The 17,681-nt window shown below is 44.4% G+C and carries 13 protein-coding genes; 8 read left to right on the top strand and 5 right to left on the bottom strand.

What is annotated here, in order from left to right; all coding sequences use genetic code 11:
• The first annotated feature begins 3 nt into the window (after positions 1 to 3).
• The 3 genes from M3636_RS11010 to M3636_RS11000 all read left to right on the top strand — a co-directional run bounded on the left by M3636_RS11010 (position 4) and on the right by M3636_RS11000 (position 2,469).
• Complete coding sequence (locus M3636_RS11010; RefSeq protein WP_251382558.1) at positions 4 to 1,275, top strand: MDR family MFS transporter; 1,272 nt, start codon at positions 4 to 6, stop codon at positions 1,273 to 1,275.
• Between the two features lie 206 nt (positions 1,276 to 1,481).
• Positions 1,482 to 1,691, top strand: coding sequence for a helix-turn-helix transcriptional regulator (locus M3636_RS11005; protein WP_128100752.1), 210 nt, complete (start codon positions 1,482 to 1,484; stop codon positions 1,689 to 1,691).
• A gap of 1 nt (position 1,692) precedes the next feature.
• Entirely contained in the window at positions 1,693 to 2,469 is a 777-nt protein-coding gene (locus M3636_RS11000) for a DUF3169 family protein (RefSeq protein WP_251382557.1), read from the top strand.
• A gap of 131 nt (positions 2,470 to 2,600) precedes the next feature.
• On the opposite strand, the gene M3636_RS10995 is transcribed toward M3636_RS11000, so the two are convergent.
• Together M3636_RS10995 and M3636_RS10990 are read right to left on the bottom strand one after the other, a co-directional pair.
• Positions 2,601 to 3,656, bottom strand: a complete 1,056-nt coding sequence (locus tag M3636_RS10995) for a hypothetical protein (RefSeq protein ID WP_251382556.1) — start codon at positions 3,654 to 3,656, stop codon at positions 2,601 to 2,603.
• Complete coding sequence (locus M3636_RS10990; RefSeq protein WP_251382555.1) at positions 3,653 to 5,491, bottom strand: HSP90 family protein; 1,839 nt, start codon at positions 5,489 to 5,491, stop codon at positions 3,653 to 3,655. Before M3636_RS10990 ends, M3636_RS10995 begins: the two co-directional genes overlap by 4 nt.
• A gap of 541 nt (positions 5,492 to 6,032) precedes the next feature.
• Between M3636_RS10990 and M3636_RS10985 the strand changes: the two genes are divergently transcribed.
• Positions 6,033 to 6,827 carry a MurR/RpiR family transcriptional regulator gene (locus M3636_RS10985; protein WP_251382554.1) on the top strand — a complete coding sequence of 265 codons (795 nt, stop codon included), beginning with the start codon at positions 6,033 to 6,035 and terminating at the stop codon, positions 6,825 to 6,827.
• A 16-nt stretch (positions 6,828 to 6,843) separates the two neighbouring features.
• Here the strand turns inward: M3636_RS10985 and M3636_RS10980 are convergent, their stop codons facing one another.
• Positions 6,844 to 7,863, bottom strand: a complete 1,020-nt coding sequence (locus M3636_RS10980) for a Gfo/Idh/MocA family oxidoreductase (protein WP_251382553.1) — start codon at positions 7,861 to 7,863, stop codon at positions 6,844 to 6,846.
• A 240-nt stretch (positions 7,864 to 8,103) separates the two neighbouring features.
• On the opposite strand from M3636_RS10980, the gene M3636_RS10975 reads away from it, so the two are divergent.
• Together M3636_RS10975 and M3636_RS10970 are read left to right on the top strand one after the other, a co-directional pair.
• Positions 8,104 to 9,390 carry a DUF5050 domain-containing protein gene (locus M3636_RS10975; RefSeq protein WP_251382552.1) on the top strand — a complete coding sequence of 429 codons (1,287 nt, stop codon included), beginning with the start codon at positions 8,104 to 8,106 and terminating at the stop codon, positions 9,388 to 9,390.
• A 151-nt stretch (positions 9,391 to 9,541) separates the two neighbouring features.
• The gene (locus M3636_RS10970) at positions 9,542 to 11,164 is read left to right on the top strand and encodes a helix-turn-helix domain-containing protein (protein WP_251382551.1); all 1,623 of its coding nucleotides are present in this window, start codon (positions 9,542 to 9,544) and stop codon (positions 11,162 to 11,164) included.
• Positions 11,165 to 11,465: 301 nt separating this feature from the next.
• Here the strand turns inward: M3636_RS10970 and M3636_RS10965 are convergent, their stop codons facing one another.
• On the bottom strand, positions 11,466 to 12,041 hold the full coding sequence (locus tag M3636_RS10965) for a GbsR/MarR family transcriptional regulator (RefSeq protein WP_145407424.1): 576 nt from the start codon (positions 12,039 to 12,041) through the stop codon (positions 11,466 to 11,468).
• Between the two features lie 498 nt (positions 12,042 to 12,539).
• Between M3636_RS10965 and M3636_RS10960 the strand changes: the two genes are divergently transcribed.
• Both M3636_RS10960 and M3636_RS10955 read left to right on the top strand, forming a co-directional pair.
• The gene (locus tag M3636_RS10960; RefSeq protein ID WP_128100744.1) at positions 12,540 to 13,769 is read left to right on the top strand and encodes a quaternary amine ABC transporter ATP-binding protein; all 1,230 of its coding nucleotides are present in this window, start codon (positions 12,540 to 12,542) and stop codon (positions 13,767 to 13,769) included.
• Entirely contained in the window at positions 13,735 to 16,329 is a 2,595-nt protein-coding gene (locus tag M3636_RS10955; protein WP_251382550.1) for a glycine betaine ABC transporter substrate-binding protein, read from the top strand. The genes M3636_RS10960 and M3636_RS10955 overlap by 35 nt, the downstream gene beginning before the upstream one ends.
• A gap of 205 nt (positions 16,330 to 16,534) precedes the next feature.
• Here M3636_RS10955 and M3636_RS10950 read toward each other — a convergent pair whose 3' ends face one another.
• Entirely contained in the window at positions 16,535 to 17,509 is a 975-nt protein-coding gene (locus tag M3636_RS10950) for an ABC transporter substrate-binding protein (protein ID WP_251382549.1), read from the bottom strand.
• Positions 17,510 to 17,681 lie beyond the last annotated feature (172 nt).

The raw sequence follows: 17,681 nt of genomic DNA, 5'->3' as shown, positions 1-17,681 counted from the left end.
CATATGAGATACATCGACTTACATCGTAATATTCAGATCCGAATCATCACCGATTTCTTTACGGATCTAACGCAGAAATCCATCATTCCTTTTATGGCAATCTACCTGAGTCTTCAGATTGGCGCAGGCTGGGCAGGCTTGTTACTGACATTTAACATTATCGGGTCCATGCTGGTTGGGTTATGGGCGGGATATTGGTCTGATCGAATCGGAAGAAAGAAATTGATGGTCATCGCTCAACTGCTGCAGGTATTCGCTCTGTTCTGGCTAGCTGCCGCTAACTCGCCGTGGTTGAATTCAGTTCCTTTAACCTGCTTGATGTTTTTCCTTAGTAGCCTAAGCTCCGGGATCACGGTTCCGATAGCCAATGCCATGATTGTCGATGTGAGCAGTGAACCTGAGCGCCATTATGTATATGGACTACAATATTGGACAACCAACGCAGCCGTTACGATCGGTGCTTTGATGGGGGGGCTGTTATTTGAATCCTTGCGTTTCATTCTATTTAGTATTGTATGGGTAGAGAGCCTGATCACCTTGGTTATCCTTATCTTTTATATTCATGAAACAATGGATAGAAGACATACAATTTTGTCTCACATGCCAATACCAACCGTGCCAAAGAACATTTTCTATACGTACATCGATGTCCTTAAAGACAAGCGGTTTATGGTCTTCCTCACCGCTACCGTGCTGGCGCTCTCTCTGGAATTCCAATTAGACAAGTATATTGCGGTTAGGCTAAAAAACGAATTCAGTGCTCAGCTGTTTCATTGGGATATCACAGGTCTGCAAATGTTTAGCCTCATTATGGCGATCAACACTGTACTCGTTGTGCTCATTGCTATTCCCTTCTCCAAGTGGTTGGGGCGGTTCCCTTCTCGAAACGTAATGACGGTTGGCATGTGTCTATACACTGCTGGTTTTGCCTTTCTCGGATTCAGTAACTGGACGTTATTGCTCATCATATGCACCGTAATACTTACGGTTGGAGAGCTGATGTATTCTCCTGTGCGGCAAGTTCTACTTGCAGGTATGATCCCTGATTCGAATCGCGCCGCTTATATGGCTGTTGACGGCATGAGCTATAACGTAGCTGCACTGCTCGGAAGTTTAGGACTCACGCTTGGTGCCTTCGTCCCTTCATACGGAATGGCAGCCATCTATGCGCTGCTGGGAATCGCTTCTCTATTCTTTTTCCGTCGGACGTTGACGTTGCGATCACCAGTTACACCAACTCAACATGATTCTGTAGGTCATGCAGATGCTTCTTAATTGGTCGGTTCCAAGCCTGAAAGTAAGACATCGTTCAAATGGAATTCACATTTATATACTGCTTATCTACTTTCCCTCCGAATAAAGTTTCGCGGAGGTTTTTTCACTTTATATCCTCGTTTTTTTGTATATTATCGTATTTATTTTGTATATCATCATTTACAAATTGTATATTATAATATACAATTCGATTAGGAGGTGAGTGAATGGAAGAATTACACAACCACGTGCGGGAGTTACGAGCCAGAGACCGTCTATCTCAAGCAGAACTGGCTAAATTAATCAACGCCTCTCGTCAAACCATTGCCCTCATTGAACGCGGAGATTACTCTCCTTCTGTCGTTCTGGCATTGAAAATAGCCAAAGTTTTTAATGAACCTGTTGAACAAATTTTTGAATTGAAGGGTGGAGATTAACATGACCAATTCAACTGCAACCGTAAAATCGAGACACCGTTGGTTACGTCTGCTGATGTACATGGCTGGGGGCGCGCTTGTTGGTTTCTTGACTGCTAGTGGACTACTGAATGCACCGAGCGATCTAAACTGGAGACTCTCTGTATACTACGATTATGATCTTTTGTTCGGCATACTTGGCTTCTTATTTCTGATGTTAGCTGCATGGAATACAGTGATTCTGACTCGTATGCCTACTAGCCCTAATCTGGAAGAGGATCTCCCTAGTGATGCTGATTCCCTAGATTCACCGGCTGAACGTTCATTAGGAAGAGCGATGATCATTAGCAGTTTTAATGTAATCCTGTCGTTTACGTGGTTAGCTCTCTCCCTGTCATTATTCGCTTCAACACAGACCGTCGTTAACTCTCCTGAAACTTTCAATCTCATTAACTTAATTACTTCTGGCATCGCCATATTTACAGTAGTTTTGCTACAAAACATAACAATAAAACGATATAATACTTATTTCCCAGATCGTACGCTTGATATCAATGCACGCAACATGCATCAGGAGCACTTCAATAAGCTAGATGAAGGTGAGAAATGGATTGTCTATCGCGCAGCCTATCGTTCCTTCCGCGCCATGAATGTTCTCCTTAGTATTGGAATGATCTTTATGGTGCTCTATTCCATCTTTTTCTCCTTTGCCGCTTTCCCTATTGTCGTCCTGTCTGCAATCTGGGTTATCCTTATCGGCATCTATTATCGTGAGGTCTATCGTGCAAGCAAATCTTAATTCCATTTAGCAAATCAAAAAAGCTCATGGCAGGATTGAAAATCCCGTCATGAGCTGCAAGCACGCTTGGCAATATCGAATTCGAACATTAATGATTAGAACATTAAACCTGTTCTACACTATGATTATGTTTAACTATCCTCTAACAACGTTGAAACGTGGCGATTGCCATTCCGTTGATCAAATTTATCGGCCATCGATTTGGCGTAATCTCCGAAATGATCTGCAAGCTTAATCAGGTCCCCTGGATCTCCGTCATATGGGAACGATGCGGGTAGACGCAGGCGATAGCCAGGTGACTCTTCTGTCCAGCGCCGTAATAGCGAAGCAGCACGCGCATAGTAGATCATTTTGGCAAAAGGGTCTTCATGATCCATCGCCAGCGCAAGGCTTTCCTCCAGTATATCAATACCCTTCGCAGGATCAGTTAACGTCAAGAATTCCATCTGTTCGCCGAAGCTTTGCACAAAATCATTCTGTCCCTTGATCAGTCGATAACCATTTTTCTGATGGACATGCGCCTCCTTGGTCTGTCCAAGGCGATAAAGTGGCATCAGGATTTCAGACAACGTGAGGTGCGGGATCTCGGCACAGCTCATCCGCCCTTTTAAGATCGGTTTCGCCGTTTGTAGAACTTTTTCGTCATCGCCCATCTTGATCCAGTAGCTCATAATCTCATTCTGTTCACATGCCTCACAGTCACTCATGAAGTCACGTTCCAGCTCTGTGAATCTCGCATAACTCATGCTGGCTTCATCCAATTCACCTATATCCATATAGATCCGGAAGCGATAGTACCAATAAGAATGATCACTGTACCCAAATGACTTGAAGCGGCGTCCAAAGTCTTCGAGTAGCTCCAATATTTTATCGCGAGATACTTCAGGGAAGCTCGTCACTTTTCCAAGAATCCATTTATATGACCACATCAATGTTTCCTCGTCATATAACTCCGGCTGCTGATCGAATTTCCCCAACTGCCAGGAGAATGCAATCAAGGCTTTCATCGGATAGCCACAGAAGGAAGCCACCTCAACAATTTCGGAACGCGCTTCGTACGCCTCCTCCTCCATATTATTGAGATCAGCTATTCTGGCTGCTTCTTCTAACATTCCCAGTTTGGCAGGCCCGTTTGGAAGCCCATAAGCCTCTTCCATTAAATCTTCAAAATCCATCTCCGTTCTCATTCATTTCCCTCCTGTGGTTTCGTATTCGCCTGCAGACCCCAATCAATGAAACGAACAATGCCTTGATTCATTACTTCAAGCTCCTGGCGGTTCATCGGATAATGCCCCATCATCAATGCATTCACGTACAACATTTCAATGGCAATCGGTGTCATCTGAGCATCCGGTGACGTTAATACCCGCTGTATTACGGGATTACTTACATTCAGATATAACGTTGAATATCCTGCAGATCCAATGCCTGAAGATAGAGAGCCAAGTACAGAAGAAAATAAATCCGTGGTCTCTTCACTTGCTTTCTCAAGTGCACGTAGCGTTGAGGATTCCTGTGAAAGTGTGAACAGCACGGGCAGATCGGTTGGTTTGAACCCTTTCACCTCTGCTCGGCAGCGAAAACGCTGTAAGGCTGAATCCGCAAGACGCAAAGCATCATAATAACGATTGCGTTCATCTGGCGGCACATCGGTAAAGCTCATCGACACTTCATCTGGCTCTATCCGTTCGGTCTTGACGTTCTCTGCCACCATAGGCAGGCTCTCCATTAGTGAACTGTCATATATATAACCGCCATTAATAACCAGCATGGACTGCGCGGAAGCAACATGATGAATTTGACGATACTCATCTACTGTCGTGGTGAAATAGAGTGTCTCCTGTTCATCCAATATTTCTCCTAATTCCCGGTGGCCTCGGGTGCTGTCAAACGGCAACCAGCGGTGAATCATGCGGAAGAACTCCATATCATCCACAGCCAGAGCCTTCATAGACAGCGCATGTAGACGAATAATCTTCTGTAATCGTTCAGTCTGAGTCTCAGCCATATCAGCGAGCCCCTGACGAAGCGCGTCTCCTAATTCAGAGCGTACCTCTTCCAGCTTCTCATTTTCATAAAAATGCTCCCGTGATGCCGTTGGCTGAAGTTCATCTGTCCAGATCAGACATTTCACGAAGAATGCCCACTCTGGCAAAATATTCTCTGCCTTCTCCGATACGAGCATGCGTTTCAGATAAACGCGGTGTGAACGCTTGACGTTCAAATTCACAGCATGGGGCAATACGTAAGCAATCCCCCCTGTGCGCCCTGAGGCGGTTGTTAGTGGAATAAAGTCTTGGAATTTCTCACCTAACAATCGCTCACCAAAGGCCAATACTTCGGCCTTCCGCCCTCTCGCGCGTTCAGGCGCAATTAGCCAATCAGGCGACTCAGCATTCACGATGCTCTGCACACCTTCACTGTCTATCGTAACTGGGTAAGGTAGCAAAGCACCGTAATAAAATAACGCCTGTTGTACATAATCCTTTTCAAAATAATGGGCTGCTTCGGGCGTGGAGCGTAAATATACTTTGGTTCCCGGGGATAATTGTGTGTCCAGCTGCCGAATTGTGTATGTACCATCTGGCTTCCCTCTCCACTCCATGGATGGTCCGCCCTTCACAGATTGTGTCAGCATGACAATCTCATTGCTCACCATGAAGCAGGATAATAGCCCGATTCCAAACCGGCCGATAAATGAGGTTTCTCCTTGTAAAAGTGACTGTGGGTCCCGCTTGGATGATTGACCAATCATCGCCAGAAACTCATGGATATCCGCTTCAGTTAATCCGACGCCATTATCCTCTACCATCATCGTTAACTGTTCACCGGTACCTGTAAGCTCCACTCGAACATTCCCCTTGAATCCCGGCTCCACTTCCGCGCGGCCTGTAATCGCATCCGTCGCATTTTGCATCAGTTCACGTAAAAATACTTTAGGGCTACTGTACAAGTGATTCGATAAAATCTGGATCATTCCGCTCAGGTTAACCTGAAAGCGATACTCATTAGATGCTGTCATATTCGTTCACCTTCCTTAAAGTCCGACTACACCAAAGACTCCATAACCTATATGGAATTCGATGTGTTAGACGAATTAAATATGTATACATATAAATAGACTGTTTCAGCGACGATAGGCTCGATCTGATAGCTAAAACCACGCGTCAAGCCGGCCTTGCTCACCAAGACCGGCGTTAGACGAATATTACGGTTTTTTATATAGATCAATTGGGGGTCTACCCTATCATTACCACAATGGCAATAGCACTGAAACGGCTTCTGTCACCTTATATATCAGGATACTAGGTAGCAGAACGGATGAAAACAAACCTGGGACCCGAATTCAATAGACTTTTGGTTCATAGTTATGTTGATCGCTTGGGACTAAAGGTGCAAAACGATCAGAATGTGCTCAACAAAATCAAGGAGCATCATACGTTAGGAGACAAACCTTGGTGCCGGGATACCTCCTGCATATCATTGAGAAAACAAAACCCAAAGGTTATGATATCAAAAGGTGTACTTATACTCAGAATGTTAGTAGGAGGCATAGAGCAAGAATGGAATCCCGGCTACTTCAAAAATTAAAATATGCAGAGAAACTAACGACACAAGAAAAGCATATTGTCGACTTTATTTTGAACGATCCCCACACTGTTTTTCAGTCAACGGCACATGAACTTGCTCAGTTAACCTATACAAGCTCTTCGACAATCGTTCGTTTATGCAAAAAACTGGGTACCCAAGGGTACCCAGACTTTCAACTGAAGCTTGCGCTGGAATATCAGCCTAGTTCTCCTCCATTCCGCTCTGAGGATCAGCTAATCGCCGAACAAGGTAATGTGCTCGCAGCTATTGAATCCGTTCCTTACCTCTATGAACAAGCACTGAATGAAACTCGCCGTCTATTAAATCCCTCTGTTCTGCAACGAATTATAGATTGGGTGAGACAATCAAGTCGAATTGATATCTATGGTAATGACATGAACTATTATCTAGCCCAACAGGCCTGCACCAAGATGAACGAACTGGGCATATCCGCCATTGCTCATAATAGTCCTAATTTGCATTATTTGAGCACCATGACTCCCAGTCAGACGACGCTTTCATTTGTCATATCGCATACAGGAGAGAATCTGTCTATGATTGATGCAGCCACAATACTTAGTCAGAAGTCCATGAAAGTCATCGCAGTCACGAGCAACAATCATTCTACACTGTCCAGACAGTGCACTGAAACGCTTCTTACCCATGGATATTATGAACAGCTACGTCTTTCCAAGATGTCCACTATGGTCTCTGTGCTCTATCTTTTCGATATCCTATATATGGGCAGTATTAGCGACTCCTACTAGGTCTATATGGTTAAGTTCAGTTGTATGATTGGGCTTGCTTCGCAGCCTCGACCCCATCTTGTAATATATCGAGTACATATAATACCTCTTCATTCTTGATCGGTGGTTCCCCTTGATGCCGGATCGCCTGGACTAATCTCTCATACAAAAGCCCATAATCCGTAATTTCAGAAGGTACTTTCTCGGTATGTGATTCTCCCTTATCGTCTACATAAGTTAGAGTGCCCCAATTCTCTTCAGGCTCCCTTTCAAAGGATACCTGCGTTGGTCCTTCCCCATTTTTGGTTTGATGGCCACTGCTATATTTAACGAAGCTACCACGGTCACCATGAACGATAAACTTGGGATGTGCAATCTTGACCAACAGGCTGCATTTAATCGTTACTTTGGTCAAGCCATAGCGAAAATCAATGTCGATATAATCATCCGCCTGACCCGGATAAACCAGACTTCGCACATCATAATGAATGCGATCCGCTTTACCAAATAGAGATACCATCTGATCAATGGTATGCACAGCCAAACCATGCATTAACCCAAACCCAGGTCTGATCCAGGATGGTTTGAAATAATCATAATGAGATTGGATTTCATGGATATTGCCCAATTTTCCACTCTCGATTACGTTCTTCAAAGTCAAGAAGTCCCCATCAAATCTGCGGTTCTGATTCGCCATAACGATTAGATTTTTGCGCTCAGCAAGCTCGAAAATGTCCTTTGCCTCTGCTGACGTTGCAGCAAACGGTTTTTCTACCAATACGTGTTTTCCATGCTCTAGGGCTTGCTTCGCATATTCAATATGACTGTCCACATGTGTTGCTACAACAATTAATTCAATCTCGTTATCTTGAAGTACGTCATCGAAATCCATAGTAAATGTAATATTGGGATAATATTCTTCTCTCTCTGTATCTCCAATCCGATCTTCCTCACGCCGATAGATCTTCTTCACCTTGATGTTATCTGATCTCTCCAGATAAGGCAGGTGATAATTGACAACAGCATTACCAAATCCAATGATCGCCATATTCAACATTTTCCAGTACTCCTCTGCTCTAGGATACACCGAATGTTATCATGCTCCATTTACATCGGGAATGCTTCAGAACAGGATTGGCATCCCCCTGCACAGAAGGACACCGAGAAGGAGTTTTTGTGAAATTCAATTTCATTTTAGGCCTGATGGAGTTGGGAACTGTAACATTTTTTCCCTTGTTTACCGATATAACTTAAAGGTCTATACATATATAACAAGAAGAAGGGTGACGATTGCATTATGAACAAATGGTTGGCCAAATTGCAGCGCTCCATGGGAGCATTGCTGATCTGTGCACTGGTGGGGGGAGCAACACTCGTTGGCGGGACTGAGGTACAAGCTGCAACGCTTAGTCAGTCTAGCGTGTATTATGATTCGGATGGTGTTCTCTACAAAGTGACTGGGGACGGCAGTGAAACGACAGAAGTATTGATCGATTATGAAGGTACCGATCCGGTGGAAGCAGGATCATACCTCTATTACCTGCAATCTAAGTCATCTACAACGTTGCTTAGAGTGCCGAATGATGGATCAAGTGATGCTGCAGAAACATATGCAACGGGTGTACTGGACTACTACACAGATAACGGATTCATTTATTATCTAGATACAACAGGGCAGATCTATCGGGCAAACGGTAATAGCGCTGCATCTTCTGCTACGAAGATTGCTGATAAAGCCGATACAGAATTCCCGATGTTCTCTGTCAGTAAAGGTCGTGTATACTACAACGGTCTCGTGAACGGCAACACATGGTTTGTCTCCAAAGCTTCCAATGGTAGCGGAGCCGTGCAACGGATCGCATCTGGTGCTGTAGAGAGTCGTTACCTGCTGAATGAAGCCAAAAATGAATTGCAAGTGATGCTGAATACGAACCCTTACGAGGATTTCTATTCCACCAATGCAATGGTTCTGTACAAGGTAAACTATAATACGGGCAAGGGTACGGCGGTTAACCCTAAGTCTAAGCTCGATGTGAACGCGGTGTACTCCGGTGGATGGGGAAATAACCTTTACGTTTATAACAAAGGCATCGTGCTTGATAGCAACAAGGATTATAACTATGCAACAGGTAAAGCCTTCGCTCTGACTTCTGCGGGCAAGACCTTCCAGGTTCACAGCAAGAGTGTGCGAGAAGTAACTGCTCTAGGAACAGATAAAGTTGTCATCATTGATGCAGACAAAAAAGCCTACGGCAAAACGTTTGCTAGCAACAAGGTATCCAAATCGACTACCCTGAACCTGAACAACGTAACTTATGCATCCAATCAGTACACCAACAGCACACCGACTACGGTGTACATCTCAGGCAACAACGGACTCTACTCTGTAACAACAGCCTTCAAGGTGACGAAGCTTACCGGCGAAGAGTGGGATACTTTCCTGTTTAGAAACAACGTGCCAGGTGTGTTCTACATCAATGCGGATGACCTCTATCGGTTGTACCACGTGAATGCCAACGGCACAGGCAAAAAAGCACTTAGTGACGTATACCTTGACGATATCCGATTGGTTACATCAAACTAAGCAGCATTCATACTAATGCTTGTAGAAATACCCTGAACCTAATGTGGTTCGGGGTATTTTTTGTTTATACGTTATTCTATTTCAAAAAACACTTCCATATGAGAATGATAATTGTTATCATTAAGAAAATGAGCTAAAAAGGATGGTCGGTATGACTGAACAGCTTTCTTTCAATGGTGAAACTTCATCTCTGCCGTTGCTCTCTTCCATGTGCCGGGTTCGACGTGGAGAGAATTTCCGTGTAAATAGCAGAGCGGTGTCCCGTCCGATGCTGTGCCTTGTTTTACAAGGTGAAGGGCTTCTGTCCCTTAATGATGAACTCTATCCAGCTACGGCTAATCAACTGTTTGTCTTAGAAGAAGGTACACACGTCGAGGCTACCTCAACGTCCAATATAACGGAGTTTATTCTGGTGAGTATGAGCACGGTAATTGTGCAGCAAGTGCACGGTGAATGGAAAATGACATCTGTTCCTGGGCTTCCGCTGCATTGGCATACAGGCAGAATACTTGTCCGTCAAGAACATCAGATCGTGGCGCGTTTTAAACAACTGTACGATGCATATCGTGGTGTGACGCAAGATCATTTTGTTAGCATACATAGCCAGCTCCATGAATTGCTCCAGTATGTCTCAGAGCATCGGCTAGAAACGAATCAAGAAAGAGTTGATCCGGCGCTTGAGCGCAGTATTCGATATATGCACCGCTTCATGGGAGACGGGATTAGCATGGATCAACTCGCCAAAATCGCCAACCTAACGCCTAGCTCTTATTCTCGAAGCTTCAAAAAGGCTAAGGGCATGTCCCCCACCGATTATCTGAACGGACTTCGGATCTCCAAAGCCAAATCACAATTAAAACAAAACGAATGTTCTATTAAAGAGATCGCAGAATCCGTCGGATACGGCAACGAATATTATTTCAATCGCAAATTCAAACAAACTGTGGGCATATCGCCTAGTTTATATATGAAGCAAAAACAATTAAAAGTCGCCACCGCATCGGTGCTTGCCTTGCCTGAACACCTGTCCTCCCTAGGTCTTGAGGCGGTTGCATCAGTTAACGCATGGAGTGACAGAGAAGTCGTTGATAAAGAATCCCATCGTCAGTTCACTATGCAATTAGATAAACTGCGCAGAGCTAAGCCTGATTTAATCATTGCCGATTGGTATCATGAGGCATATGTGGATTCACTCAAAAGCATTGCACCCACTGTGATCTTGAGCAAAGGGCAAGACTGGCGCGAAAGTTATCTTCGAATCGGAGAACTGGTTGGAAGAGAGAAACAGGCGTTATTTCATATTAAAGAGTTAGCCTTCCGAATCTTGGAAACGAGCAAGCGTCTACAGACGTATTTCGCTAACGAGCGTATTACGCTTGTTCAAGTGACATCACAACTCGTTCGCATACAAGGTACATTTGATCATCCACTGCCGGAATTGTTATATGGTGAGCTGGGGCTGCAACCTGCACAACTTGTCCCGCCACAACAATCACAAAGTGAGTTCTTGGCAGAGAGTACCCCATTACTCGATACGGATCACCTATTGATTCAGCGTGTACCTACCCTTGCTGCCAGTGAAAAAGTGCTCCGCCGAATGAAGCAGACGACAGGCTGGAACCGCTCACCTGCTGTACTTCATGGTAATGTCCATGAGATTCAGCATTGGTTTGAGATATGCTGGACACCTCGCGGACAGATTCAGATCATGAATGAGTTAGAGCAGATTGCCCAGCAGTATACAGCCTTCTCTCAAACGGCTTGGACTCTATAAGAGGTTGTTCAAAAAGTTCGCTTTTGATTACGGAGGATGCCTGATGGCATCTCAGCGTCGAATATGGGATTCTGCCGAAATAAGTGGATGCTTACGAAGTTTGTTTCCTTCAGAAACAATGTAGTTGCTCACGTAGGTTTGCCTACGCTCCGCTACTCCATTTCTAGCTTCATCCCATCTTCTCGGTACTGAAAACCGTCTTTTTTGAACATGCACTATAAGAGGTTGTTCACATCATAATCGCAGAAAAAGCGTCCTCCATGTGGAGAACGCCTTTTTGTGTTGGGAATCTTGTTTAAATTCAGGACTGTTCTTGAACTTCTTCCCGAGGGACAAGCTTGTATATTTCTTCATCTTCCATTGTATCAATTAATCGATCAAGCCATTTGTAATAGGCCTCCGCTTGTAGCATTTTCTGCTTGTCCTCCATAAGAATATGAAGTAGCTCTGCGTCAGCTTGTTCATCCGAGTCACGAATTAAACGATTGAGTTCTTCAATGGATTTGCGCAGAGTCTGAAGATTGCTCTCCACCGCTTTTCTCCATTTAATGACGAAATAGTCTGTAAACGTTTGGTGCCAGTCATACTCCACTTCATATAGATCTTTACGCGAACCCTTACTCCATACTTTATTCACCATTTTTAGATCCAGCAGGGTGCGAACGCCGGTACTCATGCTTGTTTTGCTCATTTCCATTTCCCGTCCCATATCATCAAGGGTCATTGGTTTGTCTGCAAAAAAAAGTAAACCGTATAAGTGTCCGGTGGACAGCGTAACGCCGTATAGATCCATATTGCGCCCAATCGCTTCAATGACGCGTTTCCGGATTCTGAGAACTGTTTCCTGCTGCTCTTCTTGTAAATGGTCCAAGCCCATGCTTGCAACCTCCATTCTGAACATTACCAGTCTCGGCAAAAATAATTGCACCCTTACAAAGTCCTGCTTACATGGGAAAGCATCCGGCCGGACATCCTATACGCCAGAGGGCTTTGATCACCCAATGTATTAAAATGGTAACTTTGCCAAGATACATTTGCCTATGACTCTCTTTTAACCAAAAAAATTAACTTCAATTCAACCCATTTTCTATTTTAGGAAAAGCATTCTGAAAAGTAAAGGTGTCTAATTAGCCAGAATAAGGAGATAGACTGAGTATATGGGAGGAAAACTTTGTACAGTTTTTACTGTACAAACATTATGTACTGTTTATTCGGTTGATATACTGGTTAAGTATTGTTAGAATACAAAACGTTACCCAGAAAGACGGGAAGCGAAGCAACGATTACCGGATTTCGTGGCTGGGCGCACAAGTGTATGGGCTTGTGGATGCTGTAAGCCGTTCGAAGTGCACAACACATCAGAAGGGGTGAAAACATGACCATACTAGAAGTGAAGAATGTAAGTAAACTGTTTGGCCCCCAAACCGAGCAAGGATTACAATTGTTAGAGCAAGGTTGGGGTAAAGAAAAGTTGGCCAAAGAAAAACAGATAACGGTTGGTGTCAATCGGGTCAACATGGAGATCAAAGAAGGCGAGATTTTCGTTATCATGGGATTATCCGGTAGTGGTAAATCCACACTGGTTCGTATGTTTAATCGATTAATCGAACCAACATCTGGAGAAATTCTCGTTCATGGCAAAGATTTACGTAAGATGAACAAAGAACAATTGCGCGAAGTACGCCGGAAAACAATCAGCATGGTTTTTCAAAAATTTGCGTTGTTCCCGCACCGTACCGTTCTCGATAATGTGGAGTATGGACTTGAAGTCCAAAAAGTGGACAAAGAAGTTCGACGTGAAAAAGCAAAAACGTCGCTTGAGCTAGTTGGCCTAAAAGGCTGGGAAGACAAAATGCCGGATGAGCTCAGTGGTGGTATGCAGCAGCGTGTAGGTCTTGCCCGTGCGCTTGCCAATGATCCAGAAGTGCTGTTGATGGATGAAGCCTTCAGCGCCCTCGATCCACTGATTCGCCGTGATATGCAGGATGAACTGATTGAGCTTCAGGATAAAATGAAAAAGACGATTATTTTCATTACCCATGACTTGGACGAAGCGCTGCGCATCGGCGATCGTATTGCTCTTATGAAAGATGGAGCCGTCGTGCAGATCGGTACACCGGAAGAAATCATGATTCAACCGGCCAACTCCTATGTGGCCCGCTTCGTCGAAGACGTGGACTTGTCCAAAGTCCTTACCGCTTCTCACGTAATGCGTCGCCCAGAAACGATTACGTTAGACCGTGGTCCTCGTGTTGCCCTCGAATTAATGCGCGAACGTGGTATTTCCAACCTGTTTGTCATTGACCGTTCGAAGAAATTGCTAGGTGTCATTACGGCTGAAGATGCTTCTCGTGCAATGCGTGAGAGCAAGACATTGAACGACATCCTTATTACGGATGGACCAACCGTTCCACCTGAAACGTTGATTCATGAGTTGTTTGAAATTACAAGTTCTGCCCATGTGCCTCTTGCCGTTGTTGGTGAGAATGGCCGTCTGCAAGGTGTTATCGTCCGCGGTGCCCTGCTGGGTGCTCTTAGCGGTGAAGTTGCAGTAAAGGAGGAACTCGTGAATGATTCCCAAAATACCACTAGCATCGTGGATTGAATCCATCGTTGACTGGATGAGCTCCTCGCTCTCCGGATTGTTTAAAGTTATTTCTGTTGTTATTGAGAGCGTGGTCGGATATTTCTCAGGATTGTTTATGCTGCCCCACCCACTCCTGTTCATTGCGATATTAGGTGTTCTTGCATTTATTGTGGGACGACTCCCACTGACCCTATTTACAGTGATCGGATTCCTACTCGTAGATAACCTCGGGTACTGGTCTCAATCAATGGATACACTCGGTCTCGTTATTACTTCCGGGTTAATCTCCATCCTACTTGGTGTGCCAATTGGTATCTGGCTGGCATACAGCAAGACAGCAGCAAGAATTGTTACACCACTGCTTGACTTCATGCAGACGATGCCTGCATTTGTCTACTTGCTGCCTGCGGTTACTTTCTTTAGCCTGGGTGTTGTACCAGGTGTTATTGCATCTGTCATTTTTGCAATTCCGCCAACAATTCGTTTGACTCACCTCGGAATCAAGCAGGTATCTGGCGAACTGGTGGAAGCAGCTGATGCATTTGGTTCAACTGCTGCACAGAAATTGTTTAAAGTACAGCTTCCGCTGGCTTTACCTACAGTAATGTCCGGTATTAACCAAACCATCATGTTGTCCCTCTCTATGGTCGTTATCGCGTCCATGATTGGTGCGCAAGGTATTGGTGCCGAAGTATATCGTGCCGTTACGCAGCTGCAAATTGGTAAAGGTTTTGAAGCAGGTCTCGCTGTTGTCGTGCTTGCCATTGTGCTTGACCGATTCACACAAAATCTATTCATGCCAGGTCGCAAGAAGACGTCACGCGTTACATCGAAACAAAAAGCATGGATTACTTCTGTAGCGACACTCGTTGTGCTCCTCGCAGGCTTCTCCCAGTATTTCGTAGGCGGTACAACTTCCGCTGGCGGAAACAACGCAGCAGCTAATGCTGTAGGTGATGAAGTGAACTATCAAATTATCGGTATCGATCCAGGTGCTGGTATCATGAAATCAACTGCAAAAGCGATTGAGGATTACAATCTGACAGATTGGACGCTCATCGAAGGCTCTGGTGCAGCAATGACTGCTACGCTGGATAAAGCCATCAAAAATGAAGAACCGATTATCATTACAGGCTGGACTCCGCACTGGATGTTCAACAAATATGATCTTAAATATCTGGAAGATCCAAAAAAATCCTTCGGGGATGCTGAAGAAATTCATACCATCGCTCGTAAAGGCCTAAAAGAAGATCACCCTGTCGCTTATGAGTTCTTGTCCCGCTTCAAGTGGACATCCGATGATATGGGTGAAATAATGATTGCCATCCAGGATGGTACATCGCCAGAAGATGCAGCTAAAGATTATGCTGAGAAACATGCCGATCAGATCGACGAATGGACTAAAGGTCTGACACCGGTAAATGGCGATACCTTTAAACTTAGCTATGTTGCTTGGGATTCCGAAATCGCAAGTACAAACCTTCTGAAATATGTGATGGAAACAAAACTTGGCTACAAGGTTAATGCCCTTCAAGTTGAAGCAGGTCCAATGTGGACAGGTGTTGCTTCTGGTGACGTAGATGCCTCTCCGGCAGCATGGTTGCCACTAACACATGCTGACTACTGGGATCGGTACAAAGATCAGGTTGACGATCTTGGTGCTAACATGACGGGTGTACGTACAGGTCTTGTGGTTCCAGGTTATATGACAGATGTTAATTCCATTGAAGATCTGGAAACAGGCGCTGCTGCTTCTACTGCTGCTCCAACAGCAAGTACGAATGTAGGCAACGAGGTTAATCACCAAATCGTTGGGATTGACCCAGGTGCAGGTCTGATGAAAGCTACAGCAAATGCCATTGAGAATTATGGTTTAACGAACTGGAATCTAGTTGAAGGCTCTGGCGCAGCGATGACTGCATCTCTAGACAAAGCTTACAAAAATCAAGAACCGATCATCGTTACTGGTTGGACACCTCACTGGATGTTCAATCAGTATGATCTCAAGTATCTGGATGATCCCGACAAAATCTTCGGGGACGCAGAGGAAGTTCACACTGTTGGTCGTAAGGGAATAAAAGAAGATCATCCTGTGGCTTATGAATTCTTCTCTCGCTTTAATTGGACTGCCGACGAAATGAGTGAAATCATGGTAGACATTCAAAAAGGCATTTCCCCTGAAGAAGCTGCCAAGACTTATGCTGAGAAACATCCAGACCAAATTGAGGAATGGATTAAAGGACTTACACCTGTTAAGGGTGATACGCTACGTCTAGGTTATGTTGCATGGGACTCTGAGATTGCAAGTACGAATCTACTGAAATATGTCCTTGAGACAGATCTAGGTTACAACGTGCAAGCACTGCAAGTTGAAGCAGGTCCAATGTGGGCAGGCTTGGCAGCAGGAGATATCGATGCTTCTCCAGCTGTTTGGTTGCCACTCACTCACGGCGACTATTGGGATTCGTACGGAGACAAAATCGACGATATCGCTGTGAGCATGACTGGCGTGAAACAAGGACTTGTCGTTCCAACTTACATGGATATCAATTCGGTTGAAGATTTAAAAGATAATTAACCCAATTCAAGTTGTATAAACCTGAATTTGGCAAAAAAGTGAACGTGTTACGCTGCTCATATTAAACGAAAACAACCTTCTCGATCATCGAGAAGGTTGTTTTGTTGTTGACAGTTAATGAAACGAGATACCCAGACTTGTGCGTGTGTGTATATGTTCCTTTTTAAATCGTTGCACTTGTAAAAGAACTCATAAGCCCTTCTCGTTACTTCGTTTCGCCAAGAAATACTTCTTGGAAAATATTCAATACATACTCTAGTGTAGTTGGATCACTATACGTAACAGCTTTGGTTTCCAATTCAATGACGTGTTTATTCTGAACAGCAGGGATATTGCTCCAAATGGTAGATTTCATAATTTCGTTATCCCGAGTCATGTCTCTGCTGACCACAACAAAATCACCCATGTATTCAGGAAGAACCTCAAGGGATAAGGAGTGATAGCCTTCTTGTAGTGTATCATTCTTCACTTGTTCCGGCATGTTCAGCTTCATCGCTTGATATAACGCTTCGGTTCCCCGTGCCCAATGATCCCCCATGACAAACACTTCTTTTTCAAATATTTCAATCGTGGATACCGTCACGTTATCCCCATATTTTGCTTTGATCTCATTGCCGATATCCCCGGCTCTTTTCGTGAAATCATCGATCCATGCTTGTGCTTCCGCTTCTTTATTCAGCACTTTACCGATCTCCAACTGTTGGTTCAAGTAGTCCAGTTTGCCCCACGTATATACAATAGTAGGTGCGATCTTAGCCAGTTGCTCCAGATTCTTCGAGGTAGAACCCGCAATGATCAGATCCGGGTTCAATGCCGCGATGCTCTCTGGATCTGAATCCGTTACGATCGCAACATCTTTTAATTTATCCTTGAACAGCGGATTTGCCGCAGTCCATTCGTCCACACCCACTGGTGTTACATCCATAGAAAGGATATTGGGGCCATTAGACAGAGCAACGATTCTCTCGGGCTTGGCCGGAATCTCTACTGGGCCAGTTTCGGACTGATAAGTAATTGTGCCCTTTGTCTCTTCCTGAGCAGCACCTGAACTTGTCGTATCAGCAGCAGTCTCCTGATTGCTGTTATTGGTTGCATTGTTTGTAGCATCGTTACCGCAGGCGCTGGCGATGATTGCGAACAACATGATCACAATCAACGGCAGGATCATTCTCTTTTTCATCTGTGTTTTCTCCCCTAATCATTAATGATAATCATTATCAATTTATCGTGCTGATTATATGATAGGATCCGCTAGGGTGTCAATCTTTTTCGTTACACTGATCCACTACTCCCCAACACATATATCATATGGTTTATTTTGCACAAAAAAGCAGCTCGCAAGATGAATTCCT

Source organism: Paenibacillus sp. MER 99-2, assembly GCF_023714095.1.
In the GTDB taxonomy this organism is placed as follows: Bacteria; Bacillota; Bacilli; order Paenibacillales; family Paenibacillaceae; genus Paenibacillus.
This window is presented reverse-complemented; position numbering and strand designations above follow the sequence as displayed.

Coding starts and splice junctions, on each gene's coding strand:
- M3636_RS10970 (WP_251382551.1), top strand. CDS start 9,542: ATGACTGAACAGCTTTCTTTCAATGGTGAAACTTCATCTCTGCCGTTG.
- M3636_RS10990 (WP_251382555.1), bottom strand. CDS start 5,491: ATGACAGCATCTAATGAGTATCGCTTTCAGGTTAACCTGAGCGGAATG.
- M3636_RS10975 (WP_251382552.1), top strand. CDS start 8,104: ATGAACAAATGGTTGGCCAAATTGCAGCGCTCCATGGGAGCATTGCTG.
- M3636_RS10950 (WP_251382549.1), bottom strand. CDS start 17,509: ATGAAAAAGAGAATGATCCTGCCGTTGATTGTGATCATGTTGTTCGCA.
- M3636_RS11000 (WP_251382557.1), top strand. CDS start 1,693: ATGACCAATTCAACTGCAACCGTAAAATCGAGACACCGTTGGTTACGT.
- M3636_RS10960 (WP_128100744.1), top strand. CDS start 12,540: ATGACCATACTAGAAGTGAAGAATGTAAGTAAACTGTTTGGCCCCCAA.
- M3636_RS10995 (WP_251382556.1), bottom strand. CDS start 3,656: ATGAGAACGGAGATGGATTTTGAAGATTTAATGGAAGAGGCTTATGGG.
- M3636_RS11010 (WP_251382558.1), top strand. CDS start 4: ATGAGATACATCGACTTACATCGTAATATTCAGATCCGAATCATCACC.
- M3636_RS11005 (WP_128100752.1), top strand. CDS start 1,482: ATGGAAGAATTACACAACCACGTGCGGGAGTTACGAGCCAGAGACCGT.
- M3636_RS10955 (WP_251382550.1), top strand. CDS start 13,735: ATGATTCCCAAAATACCACTAGCATCGTGGATTGAATCCATCGTTGAC.
- M3636_RS10980 (WP_251382553.1), bottom strand. CDS start 7,863: ATGTTGAATATGGCGATCATTGGATTTGGTAATGCTGTTGTCAATTAT.
- M3636_RS10985 (WP_251382554.1), top strand. CDS start 6,033: ATGGAATCCCGGCTACTTCAAAAATTAAAATATGCAGAGAAACTAACG.
- M3636_RS10965 (WP_145407424.1), bottom strand. CDS start 12,041: ATGGGCTTGGACCATTTACAAGAAGAGCAGCAGGAAACAGTTCTCAGA.